Raw genomic sequence first — 24,938 nt, forward strand, 5'->3', positions numbered from 1 at the left:
GGCATTAACTTCAAGACACCGATCAGTCGTCTGAACCTCAATCGGTGAACAACCTCATTGGAAAGCACACCTAGGGTCAGGTCTTTTCGATCAGATCCCACTTGTTGCCGAACGGGTCCTGGAAGACGGCGACCTTGCCGTAGGGTTCTGAGCGCGGGCTCTCAAGAAACGTGACGCCAGCAGTGACCATCGACTTGTAGTCCCTATCGAAATCGTCCGTGTCGAGGAACAGGAACACCCGGCCACCGGCCTGGTTTCCGATGCTCGCGGCCTGCGCCGGGGCATCTGCCTGCGCCAGGAGCAGGCGCGTTTCCGTACTGCCCTTCGGGGCGACCAGAACCCAGCGCTTTGTCTCTGACAGCGGCGTGTCCTCGATCAGTTCGAAGCCAAGGCTGCCCACATAGAAATCTATCGCTTCGTCGTAGTCCGGCACGACAAGCGTGACAGCGCCGATGATCTGTTTCATTTGGTCATTGCGCCTTGTGGTAGACGGACGTGTTGGTGAAGCTGGCGACATCGACCAGATGGACGGTTTGGGTAACCGTCAGGGTCCGGCCATCCTCCGACAACTCGCGGTCAGCCTTCATGATTGTGAGGCCGCCGCGCCGTGCTTCGGAAACAAGGTTCCGCTCGCCCTGAAACACCAGCCGCATGGCGTCGACCAATCCGCTCTTGCCAAGCTTTACTTCCGGCCCGTCCGGCATGGCCTCGAACGTGTCACTGGTTTCTTCACCCTCCGCGGAAATCTGGTTCATGGTGAAGCTGACCATGCCGAAATTGTCCTCGATCCGGAGCGTTGCACTTTTCGGCGGCTCGCCCTGGTCGAATTCGCTTTCATCTGAATCCAGGATCCAGGTGCCGAGAAAAGGTGCGATTTTGTCTTCGGTCATGTGATCAATCCGGATCTTGCAAAAAGAAATGCCGCGAGGGACTTTTGGAGGCTCCCGGTGAAGTGATTGCGACGCCGCAACGTCATCCCGGCCAAGCGCAGCGCGAGCCGGGATCGGGGAGCTGCAATTCCTCGTCGAGATAAACCATGACATTGGCTCACCGATCCCGGATCTTCACTTCGTTGCGTCCGGGATGACGACGCACAAGATGCCACAAACATGTAAACCGCCCACGGGATACTAGTTTGGTGAATTTGAAACACGCCTCATCGCAGCAACCCTCGCGGGAGCGTATTTCAAATTCGAAAACCGCACTAGAAGCATAAACTTGCTAGTCACCTTTTTGAATCTGAAGTTCGTTCAGAGCGAGTTGAAAAGTGAGACGAACTTCAGATTCAGGTGACTAGTATGCGGCTTTCATTGCAAACGATGTTGCGATCAGGCGTTCAGCGCTTCCAGTTCGGCGACGATGACATCACCCATTTCCGAGGTGGTCACGATGGTGTCCCCGTCCTTGGCGATGTCCTTGGTGCGCAGACCTTTTTCCAGAGCAGCTTCGATCGCCTTTTCGACCTTGTCGGCGGCTTCGATCTCCTCGAAGGAATAGCGCAGCGCCATGGCAAAGCTGGCGATCATGGCGATTGGATTGGCGGCGCCTGTGCCGGCAATGTCGGGTGCAGAGCCGTGGACCGGCTCATAAAGCGCCTTGCGCTTGCCGGTAACCGGATCCGGTGCACCAAGAGAGGCGGACGGCAACATGCCGAGAGAGCCGGTCAGCATGGCGGCAACGTCGGACAGCATGTCGCCAAAGAGGTTGTCGGTGACGATGACGTCGAACTGCTTCGGCCAGCGCACAAGCTGCATGCCACCGGCATCGGCGAGCATGTGATCCAGTTCCACATCTTCAAAGCCGTGCTGATGCGTCTCGGTGACGACTTCGTTCCAGAGCACGCCGGACTTCATCACGTTCCGCTTTTCCATGGACGTGACCTTGTTGTTGCGCGTGCGTGCCAGCTCAAAGGCGACCTTGGAAATGCGTTCGATCTCGTAGCTGTCATAGACCTGGGTGTCGACGCCGCGCTTCTGGCCGTTGCCGAGGTCGGTGATTTCCTTCGGTTCGCCAAAATAGACACCGCCGGTCAGCTCCCGCACGATCAGGATGTCGAGACCTTCCACAACTTCCGGCTTGAGCGAAGAGGCGTCGGCAAGGGCCGGGTAACAGATCGCCGGGCGCAGGTTCGCAAACAGTTCCATCTCCTTGCGCAAGCGCAGGAGACCGGCTTCCGGGCGAACGTCGTAAGGCACCTTGTCCCACTTCGGACCGCCGACTGCGCCGAAAATCACAGCATCGACTTCGAGCGCCTTGGCCATGTCCTCTTCAGAAATCGCAGCGCCGTGCTTGTCGTAGGCAGCGCCGCCCACATGGCCTTCGGTTGTGTCGAAGGACATATCGCTGTTTTCGTTGAACCAGGCGATTACCTTTTCCACTTCCTTCATGATTTCGGCGCCGATGCCGTCGCCCGGCAGAAGCAGAAGACTGTGAGAAGCCATGGACGTTCCATCCCAAATTATTGAAAACCGTTGAGGCTGAGTTACAGCGTCAGGCCCGGTCTTTCAAGGCGCAGCTGTTGCGAATAACTCAAGTAAGGCGCCCTGAACGGTCAAGCGTTCAGGAGCAGCGCCCGATCTCTTCAGAACCAGCTTCGGCCCGCCTGCCAGAGCAGGTTCAGCGCCAGCGCTGTCATCACCCATTTGAAGCCTGTCTTGAAGGTCTTTTCCTCCATCTTGCCGAGAAGACGTGAACCGGCGAGCGTCCCGAGGAAGCCGCTGAGGATCATCATGACGATCAGGCCGGCCCAAGGGGCGAAAGCAAAGCCGAGAGCGCCGAAGGCAAGGATCTTGAAAACGTGCATCACCAAAGCGGTGACCGCCTGGTTGGCGACAAATCCGTGACGCGTCAGACCGAGCGTCGACAGGACAGCGCCGCCGATCGGGCCAGCGGCGCCGAAGAACATGGACAGAAACGTCGAGGCGAACCCTGCCACCGCCATTGCGCGTTTGCGGACCTTGCCGAATTTGGGCGGTTTGCCCCAGACGACCCACAGCACGAACAGGCCAATGCCGGCACGCAGGACAGAGGAAGGCAATTCCACCGCGATGGCGCCGCCGAGTGCGGCTCCGATGATCGCGCCAGCCGTGAACCAGGCGACGATGGACCAGTCCACATGTTTCAGCTGTACCAGGGCGCGGCCCCCGTTGGAGCCGACCTGAACCACGCCATGAACCGGCACAAGCGCGCTCGCGGGCATGAGGTTTGCCATCACGGCAATCAACGCGATGCCGCCGCCAAGACCGACAGCAGCGGTCAGGGCGGAGGTGAAAAAACTGGCGATCACAAGCGCGATGGTCGCGACAGGGCCGAGCTGATCCGGAAAGACCGATGCAAGAAGGTCCATCCAGTCAGTTCCAGCGCGTCTTGGCGTAGCTGAGCGCTTCGCGAACGTCGAGCTGCCGGGTGGAATTGCCGCTTCGCACGTAAAATGCGGACGACCGGTTCTCGTCCAGATAAGCGGCCCGCGGTGTCGGGCGGATGATGATCATCGCCACGTCTTTCGAATTCACCCTGGAAAAGACAGTGTGGATGTAGGGACACAGGTCCCCTCCCAGGTATTTCGACACGATGTCATTGACGGTGCGCTCGAAAGCATCGAGGTCAGGGCTCTTCAGCGTGGAAAGATCCTTGTCCAGACCGAGCGGCTCACCATCATCGTTGACACCCACAAGCAGATAGCCGCCCTCGGCGTTGAAGAAGCCGGCAATCGTCTTGGCGATGACCTTTTCAAGGCCTCGGTTGACACGATCCTCCTTCATGTCCCACCGGAGCGAGGATTTGAATTCGACGCGCTCGTTCTCACCCTGTTTCATGATCGCGGGGATCTGCGTCGTCTGTTCATCGCGCAGCGACTTGTAGGCCTCGGTGGTTCGCAGGTAGTTGCGAGTGAATATGGCAAAGGCCAGTCCAACGATAGCGCCAACCAATGTATAGGCGATCGCGACATCCAGATGGCGCGGCAGCAGGATCAGCCAGAGGCGCGCCGACAGGAATTCAAAAAGGTTGGGGGCCGTCTCTGAAAACCGCGACAGTTCCCACCAGACCACGACCAGGTTGAGCGGGTGAATGACAAGCACCCCGACCACGGCGCCGACCAGCACATATGTCACCAGGAAGGGAAGCTTGAACGGGGAAAGTGTCATTGCGAAGTGCCCAAAAGAAAACGCCGGCGGGGACCGGCGTCAGTCATATAGCGAATTCCGACGTTCGTCATCCCGCTGTGCGTCGATCCGTTCAGCCAGGCAAACAGCGATCCAGTTTCACCCGCAATCCCGCAGCAAAGCGTCCTGCCGTGGTTTGATCCAACGCTGTCCTGTCCAGCGGGACATGGGTCCGTCCCCGAGAATTGTCATCCCGGCTGGAGCGAAGCGCAAGGCCGGGATCCGGTAAACTCTTGTCTGGTCGTCTTTTTCAGTCGCGGGTCACACGGAATACTGGGTCCCGGTCTTACCGCTCGCGCGGCAAACCGGGACGACAACCTGTGGGATAATTCTGTGCTTTTATGCTAGGCCGCTTTTGCGGGCAGCGCGGTTTCCACGAGTTTGACCCAGTAGGAACAGCCGACCGGAATAAGGTCGTCGTTGAAGTCATACTCAGGGTGGTGAAGGCCGGCGCTGTCGCCGTTGCCGGCGAAGATGAAGGCGCCCGGGCGTTCTTCGAGCATGTAGGAAAAGTCTTCGCCACCCATCATCGGAGCGATGTTCCGGTTGACCTTTCCTTCGCCAGCGATTCCTTCTGCGATCTCTGCAGCGAAATCCGTTTGTTCGTCGTGGTTTGCCGTTACCGGATACCCACGCCGGAAATGCAGCTCTGCGGTTGCGTCGAAGGCCTCGGCGATGGACTTTACGATGCCTTCCATACGCTGTTCGGCGAGGTCGCGCATTTCCGGGTTCAAGGAGCGTACCGTGCCCCGCAGGACGGCTTCCTGCGGAATAACGTTAAAGGCACTGCCCGCGTTGAAGACTGTCACGGAGACAACTACTGAATCGAGCGGATCGGCATTCCGGCTGGCGATTGTCTGCAGGGCGGACACGATCTTGGCCCCGGCGACAACCGGGTCGATGGTCTGGTGCGGTTTGGCGGCGTGGCCACCCTTGCCGGTAACGGTGATCTTGAACTCGTCCGTTGCCGCCATGATCGGGCCCTTGCGGATCGCAAATTCGCCGATCGGCATGCCCGGGTAGTTGTGCATGCCGTAGACCTCGTCAATCGGCCAGCGGGTCATCAGGCCGTCATCGATCATGGCCTTGGCGCCGGCGCCGCCTTCTTCGGCGGGCTGAAAGATCACCACCACTGTGCCGTCGAAGTTACGCGTTTCGGAGAGATATTTGGCAGCGCCGAGGAGCATGGCGGTATGGCCGTCATGGCCGCAGGCGTGCATCTTGCCGGGAACCTTGGATGCGTAGGGCTTCTGCGTCTCTTCTTCGATCGGCAGTGCATCCATGTCCGCGCGCAAGCCGATGGTTCGACCAGTGCCGCCGTTGCGTCCCTTGATCACGCCCACCACACCGGTCTTGCCGATACCGGTGGTGACCTCATCAACGCCAAAGCTCTCCAGCAGCTCCGCCACTTTTCCGGCTGTGCGCACGGTTTCGTAAAGAACTTCCGGATTCTCGTGGAGATCCCGGCGCCAGACGGTGATCTCGTCAGCGAGGTCGGCAAGGCGGTTCACGATGGGCATCAAACACTCCTGGACGCTGGATGAAACTAGAAATTGGTCGTCTACGCGCTAACCTACCGCACATAATTCAAAGGGAAAGCTTGAAGGTAGAAAAACTGACCGATTGATCGCTAAATAACCGAAATGATCCGACTTTCCCATATGCTGCGGATTAATTTTTCGACAGGCGGAAAACCCGCGTTCTTTTTACCTCGTTGTCCTCCAGCGCGGCGACGACCGGCACAGAATACTCAGCCAGCTCAATAAGGCGTTTTGTCGGCAAAAAGGACCTGCCGGGGTCACCGATCAAGACCTCTGTATCGCCATCGGTCAGCCTGTCCAGGAAGGCAAGGACCTTCACCGCCATCGGCTTTTCGTAAAAGACATCGCCGCAAAAGACGATGTCGGCCTCCGGAGGATCGGAAGACGTAATGTCGGCGGTTTCGAGGGTGAGCTCTACGCCGTTGAGCTTCGCGTTCAAACTGGTTGCCGCCAACGCGAAAGGGTCGATGTCCACCGCATGGCAGGATCTTGCACCGGCCATCATCGCCGCAATGCCGACAAGACCCGACCCACAGGCAAAATCGAGAACCTTTTTTCCGGCGACCAGCGAGGGCGTGTCCAGAATATAGCGGGCAAGCCCCTGGCCACCTGCCCAGGCAAAAGCCCAAAAAGGCGGAGCAAGGCCAAGCTCTCCCAGTTCCTCTTCCGTCTTCTGCCACATCTCCATGGCTTCATCGGCAAGGTGGAGCCGGATTTCCTCAGCGTGGGGAACCGGCTTGATTTTGGTCTCCCGGCGGATGAAACCGACGGGGTCCTCGATAGGGGACATGGACGTTACCCATTCCGGTTTGTCGCGAAGACGCGTCTTGCGTTCAGCATCCCGCGTTTCCCAAAACCCCCCTCGCCGGGCGAGGGGGTGAAACCGAGAGTGGGGTGTCGTGGCGCCGACTATGCCGGCTTTTTCAAACCACCCATTTCGCAAACAATCTTCCACTCGTCTTCCGTGACCGGTTGCACCGAAAGACGGGTGTTGGCAACGAGCGCCATCTTTTCAAGGCGCGGCTCGGCTTTCACATCCGCAAGTGAGACCGGTTCGGGCATGTCGCACACAGCTTTGAAATCCACGCATTCCCAGCGCGGATCGTCCGTGGTCGTGTCCGGATGAATGTCACTACAAACCTCGACGACGCCAACGACTTCCTTGCCGATATTGGAATGATAAAAGAAGGCTCTGTCGCCGATCTCCATCGCGCGCATGTTGTTGCGGGCCTGATAGTTACGGATGCCGTCCCATTGCTCGCCGGCATCCCCCTTGGCCTTTTGTTGCTCCCACGACCACTTGTCCGGCTCGGATTTGATCAGCCAATATTGCACTTAGTTTACCTCCGGGTTCTTGATCACCCAGTTCCAGGGACGGATTTCGACGCTCTCGAACAGGCCTGCCCGCTCATAGGGGTCCTCTTCCGCTATCGCGAGCGCCTCGTCCCGGTTGGCGGCCTCGATCACGACAAGCGATCCGGTCATGTTGCCGTCGTCGTCGAGGAAGGGCCCGGCGGCTTTCAGGCCGTCGCCAAGGCTTTTCAGAAAGGCGATGTGATCATCACGGTTGTCGAGACGGGTTTGCAATGCACCGGGTTTGTCGGTGCAGATCAAGGCATAGAGCATGATGTGGGATCCCTGATTAAGCGAAGTTCGTCAGAACCTAGGGCCGACTCATGACAAACTCAATCCCGGAATGCGCCGTTAAAGGCTTTCCGATTCCGCTTTCAGGGGACGCGCCATCAAAGTGTTGAGAGCATCGTCGATTGAAAGGTCTTCGTCGATCATCCTGGCGACTGTTTCGCAGATCGGTACTTCGATGTCGTGCTTTTGCGCCAGCTTGACCGCGACCCTTGCCGAATAGGCGCCCTCTGCAAGTTTTCCGCCGGCGGATATCAGTTCAGACGCCATGAAGCCTTCGCCGAGCCGCAGCCCGAAGGAAAAGTTTCGGGACTGGCTGGAAGAGCAGGTCAGAACAAGGTCGCCAAGCCCTGACAGCCCGGTGAGGGTTTCACTCTGGGCTCCCATGGCTGTGCCAAGCCGGGTGAGTTCGGCAAACCCGCGCGCGGTCAGCGCTGCCTGAGCACTGGCACCCAGCTTGCGTCCGACAACCGCGCCGCAAGCGATGGCCAGAACGTTTTTGAGCGCACCGCCAATCTGTGTTCCAAGGACGTCGATCGAGGCATAGGGGCGGAAGCAGACCGATTGCAGCGCTTCGCAGAGGCTGAGGGCGCTCTTGGCGGAATTGGCTGCAACCGTGACGGCGGTCGGCAGGCCGCGCGCAACATCGTCGGCAAAACTCGGGCCGGACAAGACGCCGGGTTCCACGCCCGGAAGTTCCTCGCTCATCACTCGTGACAAGAGCAAACCCGAGCTTTGTTCAATGCCTTTGGCGCACAGCACGACCGGACCACGAACGGCACCGGTTTCCTTCAGAGCGGCAAGCATGGCTCGGGTTGTCTGCGCCGGCGTGACCAGCAGCACGGCGTCCGTATCTGCTGCTTCTTCCAGCGACGAAGTTGCGTTGAGATCCTCGTCAAAGGTGATGCCGGCGAGATAGCGCGGATTCTGCCGCCGGGAGCGAATGATAGAGACCGTCTCCGGATCTCTTGCCCAAAGCCTTACTTCCCGTCCGGCCCGGGCAGCCGTCAGGGCCAGGGCTGTGCCCCATGCTCCGCCACCGATGACGCCGACAGTCTTAATGGCGCCCATTGCTCTGCCTTTCCATGCGCGACCGTAGTGTTTCAAGTTGCGCTCCAAACCCGTGAAAGAACCCGGCCTCGGCAGGTGCATCGTCAGAGAACAAATCTATCCAGAACAGGCGGAACCGGATCGGTGGTCCGCCTGCACTCGGAGAGGTTTCAAAGTGTTCCCATTCCGCAGCGGGCTTTTCCCGGACGGATCCATGAAAATGCCGCCGCCGATGCAAGCCATCGAGGCAATCGGGAACATTTTCAAAGATCCGGTCCTGGTCCGCGAACGATTCGAGCGCGATATCCAATGAAAGTCCTGTCTCCTCGGCAAATTCACGGAGGGCTGCCTGCAGATAGCTTTCCCCCGGGTCCACCGTACCACCTGGTACCTGAAGCCCGACTTCCGGGTGATCGGGTTCGGAAAAGACCAGAAGATCCGTTCCGCAAGTCAGGTAGACGTAAGCCTTGTGGTAGACGTGCATGCAAGAGAAGTCCTTTTTGGAAGGCGTTCTTCCTAGCAGGCACTCTCACGAGGAAAAAGGGCGCCGGTGTGAATTCTCGCGTCAGAAGGTGCGATTTAGACCGAGCGCGACAGTTACTTGGCTTGATTAAACCTTAGCGCCCTTCTTTCCAGCGCCGAGAACGCCTGCGCTTTCCGCATCAAGCGGCCAGCGGGGTCTGGGGGCAAGTCCCATGTCGTCGACCGGGCCGAGTTGCATCCGTTCAATACCCGCCCAGGCGATCATGGCGGCATTGTCGGTACAAAGGTGCATTGGCGGGGCAATGAACCGGGCCCCGGCGTCATCGGATGCTTCGGTGAGGGCGCTGCGGATTTCCTGGTTGGCCGCAACGCCTCCGGCAACGACGATTGCCGGTTCGGTTTGCGGGTACCGGTTGCGGAAAAGCTCCAGTGCGGATCTCGTGCGAGTGGCAAGCACATCCGAGACAGACCGCTGAAAGGCTGCGCAAAGGTCTGCGATTGTCTGCTCATCGACCGGCTCGAGTTTTTTTGCCTGTGTGCGCAAGGCCGTCTTGAGGCCGGCAAAGGACATGTCGAGACCCGGCCGGTCGAGCAAGGGCCGCGGCAGCTTGAACCGGGCCACATCGCCTCGTGCGGCCATCTTTTCAACGTGTGGGCCGCCAGGATAAGGCAGGCCGAGCAGTTTGGCAGTCTTGTCGAAGGCTTCACCAATGGCATCGTCGATCGTGGTGCCGAGACGTTCGTAATCTCCGATGCCGCGCACCAGCAAAAACTGGCTGTGGCCGCCAGAAACAAGAAGCAGCAGAAACGGAAAGTCGAGATCGTCGGTCAACCGTGCGGTGAGCGCGTGGCCCTCCAGGTGATTGACTCCGATCAGCGGCTTGCCTGCTGACATGGCAATCGCCTTGGCCGTCATGAAACCAACGATGACCCCACCGATCAGACCAGGGCCGGCCGTTGCGGCAACGGCGTCGATGTCGTCCCAGGTGCAGGTGGCTTCGTTCATCGCTTCGGCGACGATCCTGTCCAGGATTTCGATATGCGCTCTTGCAGCAATTTCCGGAACCACCCCGCCGAATTCCGTATGCTCGTCGATCTGCGAGCGTATGGTGTTTGACAGAATGCGCTTTTGCGCCGGACCGCGCACAACGGCTGCGGCGGTTTCGTCACAACTGGTTTCAATGCCGAGGACGGTCAGATTGGTCGCATTGTCATTTGAATTGACTGAAGTCATTGGTTTTACAATCGCGGCCTGTGATAGGACATTAGATCGGGAAACTCATACTGGTCCGGCAGTTGTGTGCCGGGCGTAACATCTGGACGGTAAACCTTGCAATCAAATCCTTTGCGCATCGGGACAAGGGGCAGCGCACTGGCCCTGGCGCAGGCCCATGAAACCCGCGACCGGCTGATGGCGGCGCACGGCCTTTCTGAAGATGCTTTTGCAATCGAAGTCATCAAGACATCCGGAGACCGGATCCAGGACCGGCCGCTGTCCGAAGTTGGCGGCAAGGGTCTCTTCACGAAGGAAATTGAGGAAGCCTTGCTCGACGGACGCATCGACATCGCCGTTCATTCCTCCAAGGACATGCCCACCGTTTTGCCCAAGGGCCTTGCCCTGACCGCGTTCTTGCCGCGCGAAGATGTGCGCGATGCCTTCCTGTCACCCAAGGCAAAGACCCTCACCGATCTTCCGCACGGGGCCGTTGTCGGGTCCAGTTCGCTGCGCCGTCAGGCAATGATCAAGCGTTTGAGGCCCGATATCGAAGTGGTCATGTATCGCGGCAACCTTCAGACCAGAATGCGCAAACTGGCGGATGGCGAGGTCGACGCGACATTGCTGGCGGCCGCCGGCCTCAATCGTCTCGGCCTTGAGGGCGAGATCACGAGCCTGCTTGACACCAGCACGTTTTTGCCGGCGGTGGGACAAGGCGCAATCTGCATCGAAAGCAGGGAAAACGACGCCGCAACCCTTACCATGCTGGCGCCGATCCACGACGCGGAAACACAAATCAGGCTGGATGCCGAAAGGGCCTTCCTTGGCGTTCTGGATGGCTCCTGCCGCACGCCAATCGGCGGTCTTGCCACCATTGACGGTGACACGTTGCGGTTCATGGGGATCGTCCTCAAGCCGGACGGAAGTGAAGCCCACGAGACGGAGGAAAGCGGCGCCGTGGGCGATGCCATCCGGATCGGGGTTGCCGCCGGTGAAGCACTGAAAGCCCGCATGGGGCCGGGTTTTCTCAGCGATGACTAGGGTGCGGCCTCATAAATGAACCACATTTCCTACACGTTCGTTCCTGGTAGCTGGCCAAAACGATCCAAACCAAATCTGCTTCATTCATGAGTCCATACCCTAGACCAATGCGTTTCCTCGTGACCCGGCCGCAACCCGACTGCAAACGGACCGCCGACAGGATCAGGGCCGCAGGGCAGGCCGCGGATGAAGCACCGCTTCTGTTGTTCACACCATCGCCTCCGGAAACGATCGATTTGATTGGCGTTGCAGCGCTCGCCGTTTCCAGCCGGCGGGCGGTCGAGGCGCTGCAGCAGCACGGGCAATTGCAGCAATTGAGGGACTTGCCCGTTTTCACCGTCGGAGACACCACTGCACAAGCCTGCCACGAGGCCGGATACCATGACGTCAGATCGGCCTCCGGCGATATTACGGCTCTGGGCAGGCTGATACTGTCGCACAAGAACAGACTGGGTCAGGGCTTCGTCCTTTATCCTGCGGCAAAGGACCGCGCAGGTGATCTTGAGGATGCACTGACCAACGGCGGCGTTAGCTGCAAGACCCTGGTTGTTTACAAAATGGATGCGGCGATGCGCCTTCCGGAAGACGTTGAAGCGAAGCTTGTTGCGTCCCAATATGAGGGTGTTCTGGTTTTTTCCAGACGCACGGCGGAAACGTTTTTGCAACTGCTCAAAAACAGCGGGCTGGATCACATTTTCTCCAGCTTGCGAATTTACGCGATCTCGCATCAGGCAGCGGAGCCTCTATCTGATCATATGGAGGTGAAAGTGGCTGAGAGACCTTGCGAAAAGGCACTGCTGGATCTGGTTTTAGGAGAGTGTTAACCAGATCAGGTGGAGTCGTTGTTTTGCAGCGCGCAAAAGACTGCTTCGAGGCGGTACCGCTTCGCCAAGAGGTGTGTATAGTGAGTGAAAGAACCCGCTCAGAATGGGTTCAGGAGGAGAGCAGATGGCGACAGACAAGAAATCTTCTGGCGGAACGTCCTCTTCAGGCGGCACCGGTTCCGGCTCCTCAGACAAGCCGGGCAGCAGCGACAAGCCGTCAAGCACCGCGGGGTCCAAGCGGCCGGTCACGATCGACCTGAAGGCGGAGAAGGTCGCGGACAAGCCCGGAAGCACACCATCGGCAAGTACGGCAACAGGCAGCTCTTCAACGAGCGTGCCGAAGTCCGGCAGCTCCGCACCGTCGGACAGGAAGCCGGCTGACACGAAACCGGCTGACACGAAACCGACGGCAGCGAAACCGGGCGATGCAAAGCCGGGCAGCGCACCGTCTGCAACCTCGAAGCCGGGCAGCTCGTCATCGACACCTTCAGCAGGTGTGAAAGCCGGATCAGCTTCAGCATCTTCTGCCACCAAAAGTGCCTCAACCGGTGCAACCGGCACAGCGACAAGTTCCGCAAAGCCTTCAAGTACAACACCGTCATCCTCCACGAAGACAAGCGCGACCTCCTCGGCATCCGCCAAGCCTGGATCAACGGGAACAACGAGACCCACAACGTCGGCGCAAACGTCCAAACCTTCCGGATCGTCGACCTTTTCCAACCCGCCTGCCGCTGAGGAGCGTGGTGGGGTCGGAGCATTCGGTGTGCTGATTGCGGCCGTGATCGGCGGCATCATTGTCCTTGGCGGCGGCTTTGGGCTTCATCAGGCCGGTTACCTGAAACTGACGCCGGAACAGGACCAGCAGCTCGCCAGCGCACTTTCGGCAGCCGAAAGCAAGATTTCCGAGCTTGAACAGAAGATCGAAGACGTCAGCAACTCAGCGACTGGCCAGACTGCAAGTGACGCGGTCTCGGCGATCGAAACCAGGCTGTCTTCACTGGAAAGCGATCTGCAAAGTGCCGTTTCTTCAGCGTCCGCGAATGTCGGGCCGGCGATCGAAGCCCTGAAACAGGATTTCGAGAGCCTTCGCAATGATGTTATGTCCGCTGGCGGCAGCAGCAGCGTTGGTGACAGCGCGTCGGTCAATCTGGCGCCCCTGGAGACGAGACTGTCGGCCCTGGAAAGCGCGGCGAGCAACCAGGCGCAGACTGACCTGACGCCGCTGGAAGACCGTCTGTCCAAGCTTGAGAGCGAGGCGACCACCTCAACAAGCGCAGCGGACAAGCTGTCAGGCTCGGTTACCGGGCTTGAAACTGAAGTGAGCGGCCTGAAAACCGAACTCGCGGACGTTGACAACCGGCTTCAGAACGCAGAGGCGACCGCAAAAGCTGCCCAGACCGCGGTTTCAACGTCGGATGTCTCCTTGAAGACGCTTGCCGACAGCCAGGCGCGCGCGACCGAGACGCTTTCGAGCCTCTCGGCGGACATCAACTCTGTCGGCGCGGCCAATACCGCGGCTCTTGAGAGTATCCGGGCAGAACTGGATGCGATTTCCAAACGCCTGCAGCAGGTCGAAAGCACAATGGGCGATGCCACGGCGCGCGAGGTGGCGGCGAGGGCACTTTCTGTGTCCGCCTTGAAGACGGCTGTTGATTCAGGCCGTCCTTATGAGACCGAACTGGCGGCCGTCAAGGCAGGCCTGCCGGCAGATATCGACGTGAAGGCGCTTGAGGCACATGCCTCAACCGGGGTCGAACCGGTCTCTGTGCTGATTGCGCAGTTCCCGCCGGTTGCGCACAAGATCTACCAGACATTTTCCGAACCCGACCAGTCCGGTGATGTTTTGGACGATCTTGTGACCAGCGCGAGGTCAATCTTCACGGTACGCCGGTCCGGCGCGACAGTCGGTGAAGGACCTGGTGCGGCCCTGCAGAAAATGGAAAACGCGGTGAGTGCGGGTGATCTGCAGGCAGCTCTTGCGGCCTATGCCGAGCTGCCCGAGACCGCGCAGGCGCCGGCGTCGGAATGGGCTGCGCGTGCACAGGCGCGCGTCCAGGTGGATGACCTGACAAACAAGGCCTCGCAAGAGGTGTTGAACGCACTTGCTGCAAAGGACAGTTGATTGGCGAACGTTATGAAAACTGTCCGAGAAAATAATTTTCTGCCGTTGATCTCCGGCAGTGGTTGGGAGCGAGCGGAATGATTCGCGTCTTTATCTTTTTCTTCCTGCTTTTCCTCCTGGCAGCTGGATTTGCGTGGATGGCCGATCTGCCGGGAACGATCGAGATTTCCTGGCCTGTCTATCAGGACGGTCAGCAAGTCGGCACCGACACGTGGGAACAGACGCCGGTGATTGTCGGCATCGTCGCTGCGGTCATCCTGGCTGTCGTGCTCTTCATTGTCTGGGGCATCCGGGTGATCCTGAAGTCGCCGCAAATTGCCACTCGGTTCTTTCGGCGCCGGCGCAAGGACAAGGGCTTTGAAGCCCTGTCGCATGGCCTGATCGCGCTGGGCACCGGGAATGCCAAACTGGCACGCCGGCACGGGCTTGAAGCGGACCGCCTGCTGTCGGATGAACCGGCAGCCAAGCTCCTTCTTGCACAAACCGCGCAGTTGGCCGGCAAAGACGACGAAGCGCGCAAGCGCTTCGAGGACATGCTGGACAATCCGGAAACCAAGGCGCTCGGCCTTCATGGCTTGTTTGTTGAAGCCGAACGTCACAGGGAACCGGTGGCAGCGCGCCACTATGCCGAAGAAGCCGCCAGGACGTCGCCTGGCCTGGAATGGGCCGGGAAGGCTGTGCTCGGTTACCAGGCTGTCGCCCATCACTGGGACGAAGCGCTGAAGACGCTGGAGCGGAACTATGCCGCAAAGCTTCTGGACAAGAAAAGCTATCGCCGCGAGCGGGCCGTTATCCTGACCGCGCTGGCACAAAAACTCGAGGACGGCGAACCGGAACGCGCCTTTTCGCTTGCCAAGGAGGCGCATGGTCTGGCCCTCGATCTGGTGCCCGCCGCTGTCCTGACCTCGCGTCTTGCAACGCGCCGGGGCGATATCCGCAAGGCGGCGAAGGTGCTGGAGGCCACGTGGCGCCTGTCTCCCAATCCGGAGCTTGCCGAGACCTACGCCCATGTGCGCACCGGAGACTCTGCGGTAGACCGGCTAAAGCGGGTCAAGTCGCTGTCGGCACAGCGCACCAACACGCCGGAAGGCGCAATGGCAATCGCCCGGGCAGCGATCGAGGCGCGTGAGTTCGGCGAAGCGCGGGCGCAGCTGAAAAAAGTGCTGCAATCCGAGCCGACGCGGTCTGCCTTCCTGTTGATGGCGGAAGTCGAGGAAGCTGAGCACGGCGACAAGGGTCGCATGCGCGACTGGCTTGCGCGCGCGCTCAAGGCGCCGCAGGACAAGGCCTGGGTTGCCGACGGCATCGTCTCGGCCGAGTGGCAGCCGGTATCTCCGGTGACCGGCAAGCTGGACGCGTTCCAATGGACCGTGCCCGGAAGTGCAGTGGAAGAAGACGGCGATCTGGTTGAGGACAGTCTGTTCGATGCACCGGTTCTGCCGGTCGCGGCTCCGGTCGCGGCAGAAGCTGCAACTGCTGCGGAACCGGAAGAAACTCCGTCCGCCGAACCGGCTGAGGATATAAAAACAGTCGACCTGAAAGTCGAACCGGCGCAAGACGCCACCAAGACGGAGGAGCCCGCAGTGGTCGAGGTCAAGCCGGCCGAGGCCGCGCCTTCAGCTGCCCCTGTTTCCACCGAGAAACAGGGCTATGAAGGCACGACGGACGACGTCCGGCACAGCCCGGCGCTGAAGGATCTTCCCGAAAAGGCAGCTGCACCTGCGGCCGCCGAACCCGCCAAGGAAGACCCGAAGCCGGCTGATCAAGAGGTCGCCAAGGCGGACGAGGCGCAAAAGGAACCGGACGCAAAACCTGCCGCAGCCAGCGCCGACAAGGACGGCGCCGACAGCAGTGGCGAAGACAAGAAACCGGACGAGGCGAAAGAGACGTCCGAGGCCAAGGCAGACAGCACCGATGGCGACGACAAGAAACCCGCGGACGGGCAGGCAGAGGACAAGAAGGCCGACGGCGAAGAGGACCTGAACCGTCCGATCCAGTTCCCCCTGTCACGCATGCCGGACGATCCGGGAACGGAAGACGAGGAAGAGGACAAGAAGTCAAAGACGACCCGTCCACGCTTCTTCAACTGACGGGGCGTCTTGCAGACCTTTGAAGGGTCAGCCGAATCGAGCTGAAGCGGAAATGGCGCAAGATGTGATCTTCGGTAAAAGGCAGGTGAAAGTCTCTTGCATCTCGGCCCAAGCTCCGGTAATTAGCGGCCCACTCGACACGCTTCGAGTCCGGCGCCACTTCCGCGCCCTGCCTGTTCGTCAGGACACGCCGCTGTAGCTCAGTTGGTAGAGCACGTCATTCGTAATGATGGGGTCGTAGGTTCGAGTCCTATCAGCGGCACCAGTTTTGGGTACTAGCCTTTCTCCCGCATTTCCAACGCGATTTCCGTGGTGAGTATGTTGCCGGCATAGCCCCAGGAACCGCTTTTGATCTCGTGGATGCGGACGGATGTTCCCTGCTTTATGGTTTGTCCGGCCACTTGCCCAAAAGCTTCCGTAACATTTTGAATAATTTGTTTTTTCTCCTCCGCAGAGAAGACGCCCTCGAGGAGCTGAATATCAATTGACGGCATGCAAGCCTCCTAATCTCCAGTCGACCGGTTCTGGTTCTTATCTGGATCAGGGTGTTTCAATTGGCAAACTCGTACGCCTCATCCCCCCACGTCGACAAACACCCGCCCGGCTTCCACCTTCACCGGGTAGGTTTTCAGGTCGATGTTGACCGGGGCCGACAGGGCTTCGCCGGTGCGGATGTCGAAGCGGCCGCCGTGGAGGGGGCATTCGATGACGCAGTCGATGACAAGACCCTCTTCAAGGCTCTCCTCCTCGTGGGTGCACATCAGGTCGGTGGCGAAGAAGCCCTTGTCGGTGTTGTAGATGGCAATGCGCTTGCCGCCATGATGCCAGGCGATCAGATCGTCATCGTCGATATCATCGGTGGCGCAGGCGTCGACCCAGGTGCTCATGCAATTCTCCCAAGCTAAAACTCGCGCGTCAGCAGCGCTTCTTCAAAGGGGTAGCGGCTCAGCGTGATCGGACCGCTGTCGGTGACCAGCACCTGGTCCTCCAGCTTGATGCCCTCGACACCGCTGATTTCGCCGATATAGCTTTCCACGCAGATGACCATGCCGGTCTCCAGTTCACCGTCGTAGAACTCGGGATGATCGGGCGAGTGCAGAATCACAGGCCATTCATCGGCCATACCGAGGCCGTGCATCATGCACGGGTAGGGCTGATCGCCGAAGCCCTCCGGCGGGAGCCAGCGGCTTCTGGAAATGTCGGCAAAGGACGCACCGGAGCGGACAAGCTGTGTGTTCTCCATCAGTTCCGTGTGAGCGATGGAGTAGAGTTTCTTCTGATAGTCGGTCGGGCTCCCGGGGCCGCAGCGGAACGCGCGGCTGACATCGGCACCGTAGCTGAAAGGGCCGACCATGCCGCAGTCGAATACCACGAGATCACCGGCACGGATCATGCGGCTGGACGCTTCCTGCTGCCACGGGTTGGTGCGTTCTCCCGAGGCGAGCAGGCGGTAGTCGAGCCACTCGCCGCCGCCCTCGATCAAGGCGGACCACATATAGGCCCACAGTTCCTGTTCCAGGACGCCGTTGCGCAGGTTGTCGCGCATGCGGGTCATGCCGTCCTCAGCAACGGCCAGGGTCATGTTCATCGCCAGAATTTCTTCCGGGCATTTGATCTTGCGCGCCATGGCCAGGACGGGCGCCACGTCGGCGACCTTGTGACCCTTGGAAAGAAGCGCCTGCTCGGCATGAAATCCGGCGCGCTCGACGGCGATCTTCTTGCGGCCAAGTCCGCAATGAGTGCGGATCAGGTCGTTGATCTGGCCGGCCCAACGTTCGGTCCATTCGAGGTGCCTCGGACCTGCGAACATGAAGCTGATCGGCAACATGTCGTCGCGGATCTCGTCAATCGTTTCCAGAGTCGCGCCGGTGTTGCGGCCGGGTTCGCTGTCGAAATAGACGACGGGCCCTTCGGCCGGAATGAACAGGTACCCCGCCTGGATGTGCATCTGGAACAGCGTGCAGTTGCGCACGCCCGTGGCGTAGCGGATCGACAGGGGTTCGACGAGGACGATCGCGTCAAAACCCTGGGCGGCAATCTCAGCGCGCAGCCTGTTCTTGCGAAACCGCCGCATGCGCGGCACGTCGATCATGCCTTCCGTGTCGACCGCCTGCATCGGCGGCGTGATCATTGCCGCCTGTTCCAACGTCAGAGGCTGGGGTTTTGCCGCGAAACAGCGGGTGTAGTCTGTCGCGTCGTTCATTGATGGACCGGCTGCCACTTGTCGAGTGCTTCCAGGAACTTTTCCCTTTCGCCCGGAAGCATGCCGATATTGGTTTCCGGGTAGGGGAAGTTTTTCGCCGTCACTTCCGCATGGAACCTGCCGAGTGCGGCAACACGTTCTTCATGGATCAGCTTATGCAGCCGTCCGACATTGCCGAAGGCGTGGGCGTGTTTCGGCGGTTTGTCCTCCTCGCTGGTTTCGCCGCAAATATCGGCTACGAACGAGAAGATGACGTCGCCCGCCATGCCGGAGCCTAGCGAGAAGGTAACGATCGACGTCTTGTTGTTGACCGCCTCCAGCACGTCCTCGGCGATGCACTCCGCCTCCACCGCGAAAACGCCGACATCTTCCATGCGCTTGAGCGTTTCGAAGATCTTCATAGCTTCGTCCGCCTTTCGGCCCCAGCCGCGCAGGCCGCCGCAATAGTGGGAGAAGGTCGGGATCAGGCCGATATGGCTTTGAACCGGAATGCCTTCCCTGGCCATCATCTCCATCGCCTCAAGAGAGCGCAGGGTGTAGTACATGTCCGCGCCCTTGCGCATGGCCTCGAAAGCGTGCGCCAGGATTTCCTCATTAGAGCCGAATTGCGCCCAGGTAGAGCCGACACCCGTAAAGTGGGCCGGTGCGATCCGGCGGACATCCTCGATCTGATCAGAACCGACAACGAAGAGGTCGATACCGGCGTCGACACAGGCGCGGAGCTGATCATTGTCGGCCGGATTTGCCATGGAAAGTTTGCGGCCGGAGCCTTTCAGCGCTTGCAGGTCGGAGACGGTGTAGTTGCGCTCTGCAGGGTTCCGGCTGAAGTCATAAATACGCTTCATGGTGCGTCTCCCGGTTACATCGTCCTTTGGGCGACACGTTCGGCGGGACCGCCTTCGGTGATCATGTGCGGTGCCTGGCGGATCGTCGGCGCCTTGGTGGGCAGGCCGAGCGATCGGCGAAGCACGACTAGAAGCACCTCGAAGTTGGTGCGGAAAAAGCCGGGATCGGGTTCGGGCACCTGATCCTTCACCGCAGTTGAGAGCGCCGGCAGGGCATGAAACGGAACTTGCGGATAAAGGTGATGCTCCACGTGGTTGTTCATGTTCATGTATAGGAAATTCGCCAGCCAGCTGCCGCGGAAGGAGCGCGTGCTTTCAAGGATCGACGGCGAATTTTCCTGAAGTTCCACATGCTGGATCAACGTGAAGAGCAACATCACCGGCGCTCCCAGCACACGCGGGACAATGAGCAGCCAAACCGGCCACCAGATGCCGAAAAAGGGCGCGGCAACAATCAGTGCATAGATCGCCAGCATGATCCGCGCATTGCGTGTCATCTTGGCAAACTCGCCCTCCGGCGTGACCATTTTCATGGTGTCTGTGTAACGCCCGATGGCCAGGTTGAGGAATACCGCCATGTGGAAGCGCAGCAGCGCGAAGCCGGTGATCTCTGCCAGCCAGCCGCCAAAACCCATCGGCGTGTCGAAGGGCATCTGGCTGTCCTTGCCGACATGCCAGGTGTGGGTGTGGTGGTTGGTGTGCGTATACCGGCGGTGAAGCGGCTCTTCCATGTAAATGAGCGAGGTAACCCAAAGCACTGCCTCGTTCAGCCATCTGGTTCTGAAGGCCGTTCCATGTGCCGTTTCGTGGCTCATCGCGTAGCTCGGAACCGTCAGCAAAATCCCGTGGATGAGCATTGCAGGCCACATCCAGAGCGTTCCGAGCGACCACCAGATCAGCGCGCCGGTCACCAGCAGACCGCAGATCCATTGAGCCAGGTAAATCAGTCCCGGTCTGTCGGAACGGGCGGCGATGGATTTCAGAGTCCTCTTGTCTAGCCGGACGCCCGAGGACGCGGCATTCGTCGGCACATAGTCGGGCATTGCTCAGCTCGCGTAGTCGGAGTTTTCGCTGTCGAGAACGGCTTTCAGCTCATTGAGATGCTGCTCGGGCTGGCCAGGATAGTCTTCCAGTTCCTGGGCGGTCTTTTCGGCGATCTCGTGAGAAAGAACCCGCAAGGGGCGGCCGGTCTGGAGCGCGCGGATATAGGTTTCCGCTGCGCGTTCGAAATAGTAGAGCCGGTTGAAGGTATCGGCGACGGTGTCGCCGATGATCAGCACGCCGTGGTTGCCCATGATCATGGTCTTGACCTTGGGATCGCTCAGCATGCCTGCGCATCGAACGCCTTCTTCTTCAAATGCGAGGCCGCCGAAGCTCTCGTCAATGACATAGCGGCCATAGAATGTTGCCGTGTTCTGGTCGATCGGCGGCAGGTTGCTGTCTTCCAGGCAGGCCAGCACGGTCGCGTGGATCGAATGGACATGCATGACGCAGCGCGCATGCGGACACAGCCGGTGGATCGAGCCGTGCAAACCCCAGGCTGTCGGATCCGGTGCGTCGGGACCTTCCATGGTTTCGGGGTCGTTGGCATCCAGCAACAGGAGATCGGATGCCTTGATGCGGCTGAAATGACGCTGGTTCGGGTTCATCAGGAACTGCGTGCCGTCGTCGTTAACCGCCAGGCTGAAGTGATTGGCAACGGCTTCGTGCATGTCGAGCCTTGCGGTCCAGCGGAACGCGGCCGCCATGTCCACACGCTCCTGCCAATGGGTCAGATTTCTGTTTTCGGCAACCTGCAACATCGCGCGTCTCCCTCACCGCGTTTGGCCATGCGCTCCCTAGACCGATCATGGCAAGGCGCGCCGGGGCTGACAAACGATGAATTCACAGATATGACATTAATAAAATTAATGCATGGGTTGTGCACTGCATGCCACAGTCAAATCTACCGCCATTGACCTGGCTGCGCGCCTTCGAAGCGTCGGCGCGCCATCTCAGTTTCACGCGGGCTGCGGCGGAACTCCACCTGACGCAGTCTGCGGTCAGCCAGCATGTGCGCAGCCTGGAAGCCTATCTCGGCCGTGATCTGTTTCTGCGCAAGACACGGGCGATCGAGCTCACCGAGGATGGAGCGAACTATCTGCCAGGCCTGCGGGAAGCCTTTGACCTGATTGCCAGCAGCACGCAGACCTTCATCGGCGCGGACAGGGGCAAGGACCTGACCCTTCAATGCAACATGGCCTTTTCCGTCTTCTGGCTCGCGCCACGGCTCAGCCGCCTTTATGCGAAATATCCCTGGCTGGTGCTCAATATCGTCACGCCGATCTGGGATCCGGAGCGGCATGCGGCGACTGCCGCGGTCGAAATCAGGTTCGGGCGGCCGGAGGAAATGTCAGACGCAGCGGAGCGGCTTGCAACGGACAGGTTTTTCCCTGTCTGCGCACCGGACTATCGTGAGAGGGCCAGAGATCTCGACAGTGCGACATTGTTCGACTGCGCCGGCCTGACAGGAACCTGGAGTGCCTGGTCCAAATCACGCGGACAACCGTTTTTCCGCGACAAGGAAATCAATCTGGCATCGACCTTTGTCATTTCGATCACGGCCGCCCTAAACAGTGCGGGCGTCACCATGGCACACGATACGTTGGTGAGGGATTTCCTGAACGCGGGCCGGCTGGTGAAGCCCTTCGAGCACGCAGCGCCGCTCACCGAAGCTTACTTTCTGCTGCCCCCGTCTTCCCATGCGCATACGCCTGCCTCGACAGCATTTGTGGACTGGATCCGGGAAGAGTTTCAGCAGGGCGAATAGTGCCTTCGCGTTAAGAGTTGTGTGCCGAGTGTTTGAATTATTCATTATCGTCAGAGTGTTAGTTCAAGACCCAAAGGCGCTTTGAATTGAATTTAGTTCTAAATTGATTTTAGTTTGGCCGTGAAAGTTCAGCATACTGGTTACATTGTTTCTGGATAGAATGATCTGATTGTTGATTTAAGTCCGCTGTGTTGATTCAATAGAAGAATCAGTAAGTCTCCCCAGTTTGTCACGGTTTCGCTGTTTGAAGCATGGAGAGCGGTTTGGGCAAAACAGCAAAAATTGAGTTTATCCGCCGCGTATTACCTTTAAGCCTCAGCGTTCTTGCGATCGTTGGCGGTTTCTTCTTCATGTCGATTTTGAGCAGCCTCTTGTGTCTCGTGGCAGCTGCCGGGATTTATGCGGCTCTTCCAAGGCCGTCAGCGCCATCAGGCGCGGTAAAGCCTGTTTCCAGGCCCTCGGCAAGCGTTCTTGACGGAATCGGTTTCGCGCTCGGCATCGTCTTCTTTTCGCTCGCATTCATCGGCATGGGCAGCACGACGGGCGGACTTGCACTCGTTTCCTTGTTGCTCCTGTTGCCGGCTCTCACGTCCTTTGTGTTTTTCGCAGTCGCAGTGCGACAGGAAACATCTTGGGTCCGGTTTTTCGGCAACGGGTTTGAGTTTACCCAATTCGGCCTCAGGGCCCGGGTTCCCTACGAAGAGCTGAAACAAGTCGATGTGCGCCTTTGGGAGGCGGCCGGCTGGGTGGCGTGGTTCCAGTCCACAATCGGATCAATCGGCCACAAGAAAGCCGTTCTCCTGAACGGAGCGGAAAGCACCAAGACGCTGGTCTTCAAGCACCCGGTCAGCGGTACGTTCACAATTTCCTCCGAACTCATCCCGGATCTTCAGCGCATTCTGATCGGCATGGACCGGGCAGGCATCGAGCTCCCGGAAGGGATCAGCGAATGGCAGCGCAAGAAAATCCGCAGGCGTCGTGAGCGCATGTATGGCGGGCCGCCGAAGGAGCCGCCCCAGTCCGAGCAGGTTGAGGTTGCCCGCATCGCGGCTCTGATCGAGCACGCGAGACGCCAGACGACCTGATCAGGCAACCGTCCAGTTCGGTTTTCTCTTTTCAAAGAAGGCGGAAATCCCCTCGTGTGCTTCGGGTGTCTCCCATATGTCCGCGAGCCGCCGGATCGTGTCGTCAATGATATCATCCGTTATCGCGGGACCGAGCGATCTCGCGAGCGCCTTCGAAGCGGCAACCGCCGATGGTGCCGCTGAAAGGTAGGGCCGAACTTCCTTTTCCACTGCTGCATCCAGCGCCTCGGCGGCAACAACTTTTGCCGCAAGGTCCAGGTTTTTCGCTTCTGCGGCGCCGAAGATACGCGCCGACATGAAGACACGGCGCGCCTTTGCTTCCCCCATGCGCGCCAGCACATAGGGGCTGATGGTTGCCGGGATCAGTCCGAGGCGAACTTCCGTGAGGCCGAATTTGGCGCTGTCGACGGCAATCACGGTGTCGCAAACGCTCATCATGCCAACCCCGCCACCGAAGGCCTGCCCCTGGACGCGGCCGATCAGCGGCTTCGGCAACTCATTCATCGCTTGGAGCATCATCGCGAGCTTGCGGGCTTCCACCATCCTTTGTGCGCGGTCCGCCGCCAACTGCTCCCGCATCCAGCCGAGATCGCCACCGGCACAGAAACTCTCACCCGCTCCGGTCAGCACCACCACTCGAATAGCCGGGTCGGCTCCGAGTGCGCCTGCCGCCTCGGTCAACTCGGCTATCATCTGCGCGGACAGAGAATTGTGTTTCTCCGGCCGGTTCAATGTCAGGGTCGCAACACCGCGGTCGTCGGTCGCGATCGATATGGTTTCAAAGCTCATGCTTCAACGCTCCTCAGGCTCTTCGCGAACTCCACGACCTCCTTAAGCCGGTCCGTTCTGATGCCCGTTTCAAACCCTTTGCCTTCGACCAGCTCGACCACGGCTTCTGTCGCGACATTTCCCTTGGCGCCCGGCGCATAGGGGCAGCCGCCAAGCCCCCCGACAGCAGCGTCAAAGGTCCGCAGGCCTTTCTCCAGACTGACTTCGATGTTCTCCAGCGCCCGCCCTTTGGTGTCGTGATAGTGCCCGGCCAGTTTGTCGGCGGGAACATTGTCAAGGACCGCGTCGAGCATCGTGCTGATCGTTTCCGGCGTGCCCGCGCCAATCGTGTCGCCGAGAGAGATCTCGTAGCATCCGAGCTCGAACAACAGGCGGGCAACCTCCGCGACCTTGTCCGGAGGTGTCGGGCCGTCATAGGGGCAGTCTGTGACGCAGGAGACATAGCCGCGCACCGGCATTTCGTCGTGCTGCGCCTTCTCCAGCAGCGGCTTGAAGCGCTCAATGCTCTCGGCCACGGAGCAGTTGATGTTCTTTTTGGAGAACCCCTCCGATGCGGAACCGAAAATCGCGACTTCGTCTGTCGATGCCTTCCGAGCGGCCGTATAGCCTTTGACGTTGGGTGTCAGCACCGAATAGACGACGGCGGGGTGCCGATAGATGCTTTCCATGACCTCCTGGGCATCGGCCATCTGAGGCACCCACTTGGGACTGACGAAACTGGTAACTTCGATCTTTCGGAAACCGCAGTCCGACAGCCGGTCAACCAGTTCGATTTTCTGCCCGGTCGGCACGAACCGCTTCTCGTTCTGCAGGCCGTCACGCGGACCCATTTCAAAGAGTGTGACGAAGTCGGACATGCTGGGGCTCGATTTCCATAGTGTGTATCAATGCTCTGCTTTCGGTCATTGCAGGGCTTGACCCTGCAATCCATGCCGTTCCCCATCCATCGCTGCGTTTGAGGCTGCGTTACGGAGTGGATGCCATGGCCGCGCCACGGTAGGACGGCAGAATTCAAGACAAGCCGCTGGCTCCCCGG

The 24,938-nt window shown here is 59.5% G+C and carries 27 protein-coding genes and 1 tRNA gene; 7 read left to right on the forward strand and 21 right to left on the reverse strand.

Annotation, left to right across the window (positions count from 1 at the left end):
* Nucleotides 1–76: 76 nt before the first annotated feature.
* The 12 genes from RBB47_RS29690 to tsaD form a co-directional block, all read right to left on the reverse strand.
* Nucleotides 77–466: a VOC family protein gene (locus RBB47_RS29690; protein WP_305989553.1), complete on the reverse strand. Its 390-nt coding sequence runs from the start codon at nucleotides 464–466 to the stop codon at nucleotides 77–79.
* A 4-nt stretch (nucleotides 467–470) separates the two neighbouring features.
* Nucleotides 471–890, reverse strand: coding sequence for a hypothetical protein (locus RBB47_RS29695; protein ID WP_305989554.1), 420 nt, complete (start codon nucleotides 888–890; stop codon nucleotides 471–473).
* A 438-nt stretch (nucleotides 891–1,328) separates the two neighbouring features.
* Nucleotides 1,329–2,441, reverse strand: coding sequence for a 3-isopropylmalate dehydrogenase (gene leuB, locus RBB47_RS29700; RefSeq protein WP_305989555.1), 1,113 nt, complete (start codon nucleotides 2,439–2,441; stop codon nucleotides 1,329–1,331).
* A gap of 140 nt (nucleotides 2,442–2,581) precedes the next feature.
* Nucleotides 2,582–3,346: a sulfite exporter TauE/SafE family protein gene (locus tag RBB47_RS29705; RefSeq protein ID WP_305989556.1), complete on the reverse strand. Its 765-nt coding sequence runs from the start codon at nucleotides 3,344–3,346 to the stop codon at nucleotides 2,582–2,584.
* A gap of 4 nt (nucleotides 3,347–3,350) precedes the next feature.
* On the reverse strand, nucleotides 3,351–4,145 hold the full coding sequence (locus tag RBB47_RS29710) for a helix-turn-helix domain-containing protein (protein WP_305989557.1): 795 nt from the start codon (nucleotides 4,143–4,145) through the stop codon (nucleotides 3,351–3,353).
* A 362-nt stretch (nucleotides 4,146–4,507) separates the two neighbouring features.
* Nucleotides 4,508–5,683 carry a M20 aminoacylase family protein gene (locus RBB47_RS29715; protein ID WP_305989558.1) on the reverse strand — a complete coding sequence of 392 codons (1,176 nt, stop codon included), beginning with the start codon at nucleotides 5,681–5,683 and terminating at the stop codon, nucleotides 4,508–4,510.
* A 151-nt stretch (nucleotides 5,684–5,834) separates the two neighbouring features.
* The gene (locus RBB47_RS29720; RefSeq protein ID WP_305989559.1) at nucleotides 5,835–6,494 is read right to left on the reverse strand and encodes a methyltransferase; all 660 of its coding nucleotides are present in this window, start codon (nucleotides 6,492–6,494) and stop codon (nucleotides 5,835–5,837) included.
* Between the two features lie 119 nt (nucleotides 6,495–6,613).
* Nucleotides 6,614–7,039, reverse strand: coding sequence for an EVE domain-containing protein (locus tag RBB47_RS29725; RefSeq protein ID WP_305989560.1), 426 nt, complete (start codon nucleotides 7,037–7,039; stop codon nucleotides 6,614–6,616).
* A complete protein-coding gene (locus RBB47_RS29730) occupies nucleotides 7,040–7,330 on the reverse strand; it encodes a YciI-like protein (RefSeq protein WP_305989561.1) in 291 nt (96 codons plus the stop codon).
* A 78-nt stretch (nucleotides 7,331–7,408) separates the two neighbouring features.
* A complete protein-coding gene (locus RBB47_RS29735) occupies nucleotides 7,409–8,416 on the reverse strand; it encodes an NAD(P)H-dependent glycerol-3-phosphate dehydrogenase (protein WP_305989562.1) in 1,008 nt (335 codons plus the stop codon).
* Nucleotides 8,403–8,879: an NUDIX domain-containing protein gene (locus RBB47_RS29740; RefSeq protein WP_305989563.1), complete on the reverse strand. Its 477-nt coding sequence runs from the start codon at nucleotides 8,877–8,879 to the stop codon at nucleotides 8,403–8,405. The genes RBB47_RS29735 and RBB47_RS29740 overlap by 14 nt, the downstream gene beginning before the upstream one ends.
* A 126-nt stretch (nucleotides 8,880–9,005) precedes the next feature.
* The gene (gene tsaD / locus RBB47_RS29745; protein ID WP_305989589.1) at nucleotides 9,006–10,076 is read right to left on the reverse strand and encodes a tRNA (adenosine(37)-N6)-threonylcarbamoyltransferase complex transferase subunit TsaD; all 1,071 of its coding nucleotides are present in this window, start codon (nucleotides 10,074–10,076) and stop codon (nucleotides 9,006–9,008) included.
* A gap of 132 nt (nucleotides 10,077–10,208) precedes the next feature.
* Here tsaD and hemC point away from each other — a divergent pair, with 132 nt between their 5' ends.
* Both hemC and RBB47_RS29755 read left to right on the forward strand, forming a co-directional pair.
* Complete coding sequence (gene hemC, locus RBB47_RS29750; protein WP_305989564.1) at nucleotides 10,209–11,135, forward strand: hydroxymethylbilane synthase; 927 nt, start codon at nucleotides 10,209–10,211, stop codon at nucleotides 11,133–11,135.
* A gap of 119 nt (nucleotides 11,136–11,254) precedes the next feature.
* A complete protein-coding gene (locus tag RBB47_RS29755) occupies nucleotides 11,255–11,959 on the forward strand; it encodes a uroporphyrinogen-III synthase (RefSeq protein WP_305989565.1) in 705 nt (234 codons plus the stop codon).
* On the opposite strand, the gene RBB47_RS29760 is transcribed toward RBB47_RS29755, so the two are convergent.
* Nucleotides 11,945–12,751: a hypothetical protein gene (locus tag RBB47_RS29760; RefSeq protein WP_305989566.1), complete on the reverse strand. Its 807-nt coding sequence runs from the start codon at nucleotides 12,749–12,751 to the stop codon at nucleotides 11,945–11,947. The two genes, RBB47_RS29755 and RBB47_RS29760, sit on opposite strands and share 15 nt — an antisense overlap.
* Between RBB47_RS29760 and RBB47_RS29765 the strand changes: the two genes are divergently transcribed.
* From RBB47_RS29765 to RBB47_RS29775, 3 genes are all read left to right on the forward strand, one after another.
* Nucleotides 12,723–14,081: a hypothetical protein gene (locus tag RBB47_RS29765; RefSeq protein ID WP_305989567.1), complete on the forward strand. Its 1,359-nt coding sequence runs from the start codon at nucleotides 12,723–12,725 to the stop codon at nucleotides 14,079–14,081. The two genes, RBB47_RS29760 and RBB47_RS29765, sit on opposite strands and share 29 nt — an antisense overlap.
* Nucleotides 14,082–14,158: 77 nt before the next feature.
* Nucleotides 14,159–16,171 (forward strand): heme biosynthesis protein HemY, encoded by a 2,013-nt coding sequence (locus RBB47_RS29770; RefSeq protein ID WP_305989568.1) that lies wholly within the window; start codon nucleotides 14,159–14,161, stop codon nucleotides 16,169–16,171.
* Between the two features lie 189 nt (nucleotides 16,172–16,360).
* Nucleotides 16,361–16,436: transfer RNA gene (locus RBB47_RS29775), tRNA-Thr, on the forward strand.
* 10 nt (nucleotides 16,437–16,446) lie between these two features.
* On the opposite strand, the gene RBB47_RS29780 is transcribed toward RBB47_RS29775, so the two are convergent.
* The 6 genes from RBB47_RS29780 to RBB47_RS29805 form a co-directional block, all read right to left on the reverse strand.
* A complete protein-coding gene (locus RBB47_RS29780; protein WP_305989569.1) occupies nucleotides 16,447–16,665 on the reverse strand; it encodes a tautomerase family protein in 219 nt (72 codons plus the stop codon).
* A gap of 78 nt (nucleotides 16,666–16,743) precedes the next feature.
* Entirely contained in the window at nucleotides 16,744–17,058 is a 315-nt protein-coding gene (locus tag RBB47_RS29785; RefSeq protein WP_305989570.1) for a non-heme iron oxygenase ferredoxin subunit, read from the reverse strand.
* Nucleotides 17,059–17,072: 14 nt separating this feature from the next.
* Nucleotides 17,073–18,374 carry a Xaa-Pro peptidase family protein gene (locus tag RBB47_RS29790; protein WP_305989571.1) on the reverse strand — a complete coding sequence of 434 codons (1,302 nt, stop codon included), beginning with the start codon at nucleotides 18,372–18,374 and terminating at the stop codon, nucleotides 17,073–17,075.
* Nucleotides 18,371–19,219, reverse strand: a complete 849-nt coding sequence (locus tag RBB47_RS29795; protein ID WP_305989572.1) for a 3-methyl-2-oxobutanoate hydroxymethyltransferase — start codon at nucleotides 19,217–19,219, stop codon at nucleotides 18,371–18,373. Before RBB47_RS29795 ends, RBB47_RS29790 begins: the two co-directional genes overlap by 4 nt.
* A 14-nt stretch (nucleotides 19,220–19,233) precedes the next feature.
* Entirely contained in the window at nucleotides 19,234–20,262 is a 1,029-nt protein-coding gene (locus RBB47_RS29800; protein ID WP_305989573.1) for a fatty acid desaturase, read from the reverse strand.
* Between the two features lie 3 nt (nucleotides 20,263–20,265).
* Entirely contained in the window at nucleotides 20,266–21,021 is a 756-nt protein-coding gene (locus RBB47_RS29805) for a class II aldolase and adducin N-terminal domain-containing protein (protein ID WP_305989574.1), read from the reverse strand.
* Nucleotides 21,022–21,149: 128 nt separating this feature from the next.
* On the opposite strand from RBB47_RS29805, the gene RBB47_RS29810 reads away from it, so the two are divergent.
* Nucleotides 21,150–22,028 (forward strand): LysR family transcriptional regulator, encoded by an 879-nt coding sequence (locus RBB47_RS29810; protein ID WP_305989575.1) that lies wholly within the window; start codon nucleotides 21,150–21,152, stop codon nucleotides 22,026–22,028.
* Between the two features lie 263 nt (nucleotides 22,029–22,291).
* Nucleotides 22,292–23,113, forward strand: a complete 822-nt coding sequence (locus RBB47_RS29815) for a hypothetical protein (protein WP_305989576.1) — start codon at nucleotides 22,292–22,294, stop codon at nucleotides 23,111–23,113.
* Here RBB47_RS29815 and RBB47_RS29820 read toward each other — a convergent pair whose 3' ends face one another.
* Complete coding sequence (locus RBB47_RS29820; RefSeq protein ID WP_305989577.1) at nucleotides 23,114–23,902, reverse strand: crotonase/enoyl-CoA hydratase family protein; 789 nt, start codon at nucleotides 23,900–23,902, stop codon at nucleotides 23,114–23,116.
* Complete coding sequence (locus RBB47_RS29825; RefSeq protein ID WP_305989578.1) at nucleotides 23,899–24,759, reverse strand: hydroxymethylglutaryl-CoA lyase; 861 nt, start codon at nucleotides 24,757–24,759, stop codon at nucleotides 23,899–23,901. Before RBB47_RS29825 ends, RBB47_RS29820 begins: the two co-directional genes overlap by 4 nt.
* Nucleotides 24,760–24,938 lie beyond the last annotated feature (179 nt).

It is taken from the genome of Roseibium sp. MMSF_3544 (assembly GCF_030732845.1).
Taxonomy (GTDB): domain Bacteria; phylum Pseudomonadota; class Alphaproteobacteria; order Rhizobiales; family Stappiaceae; genus Roseibium.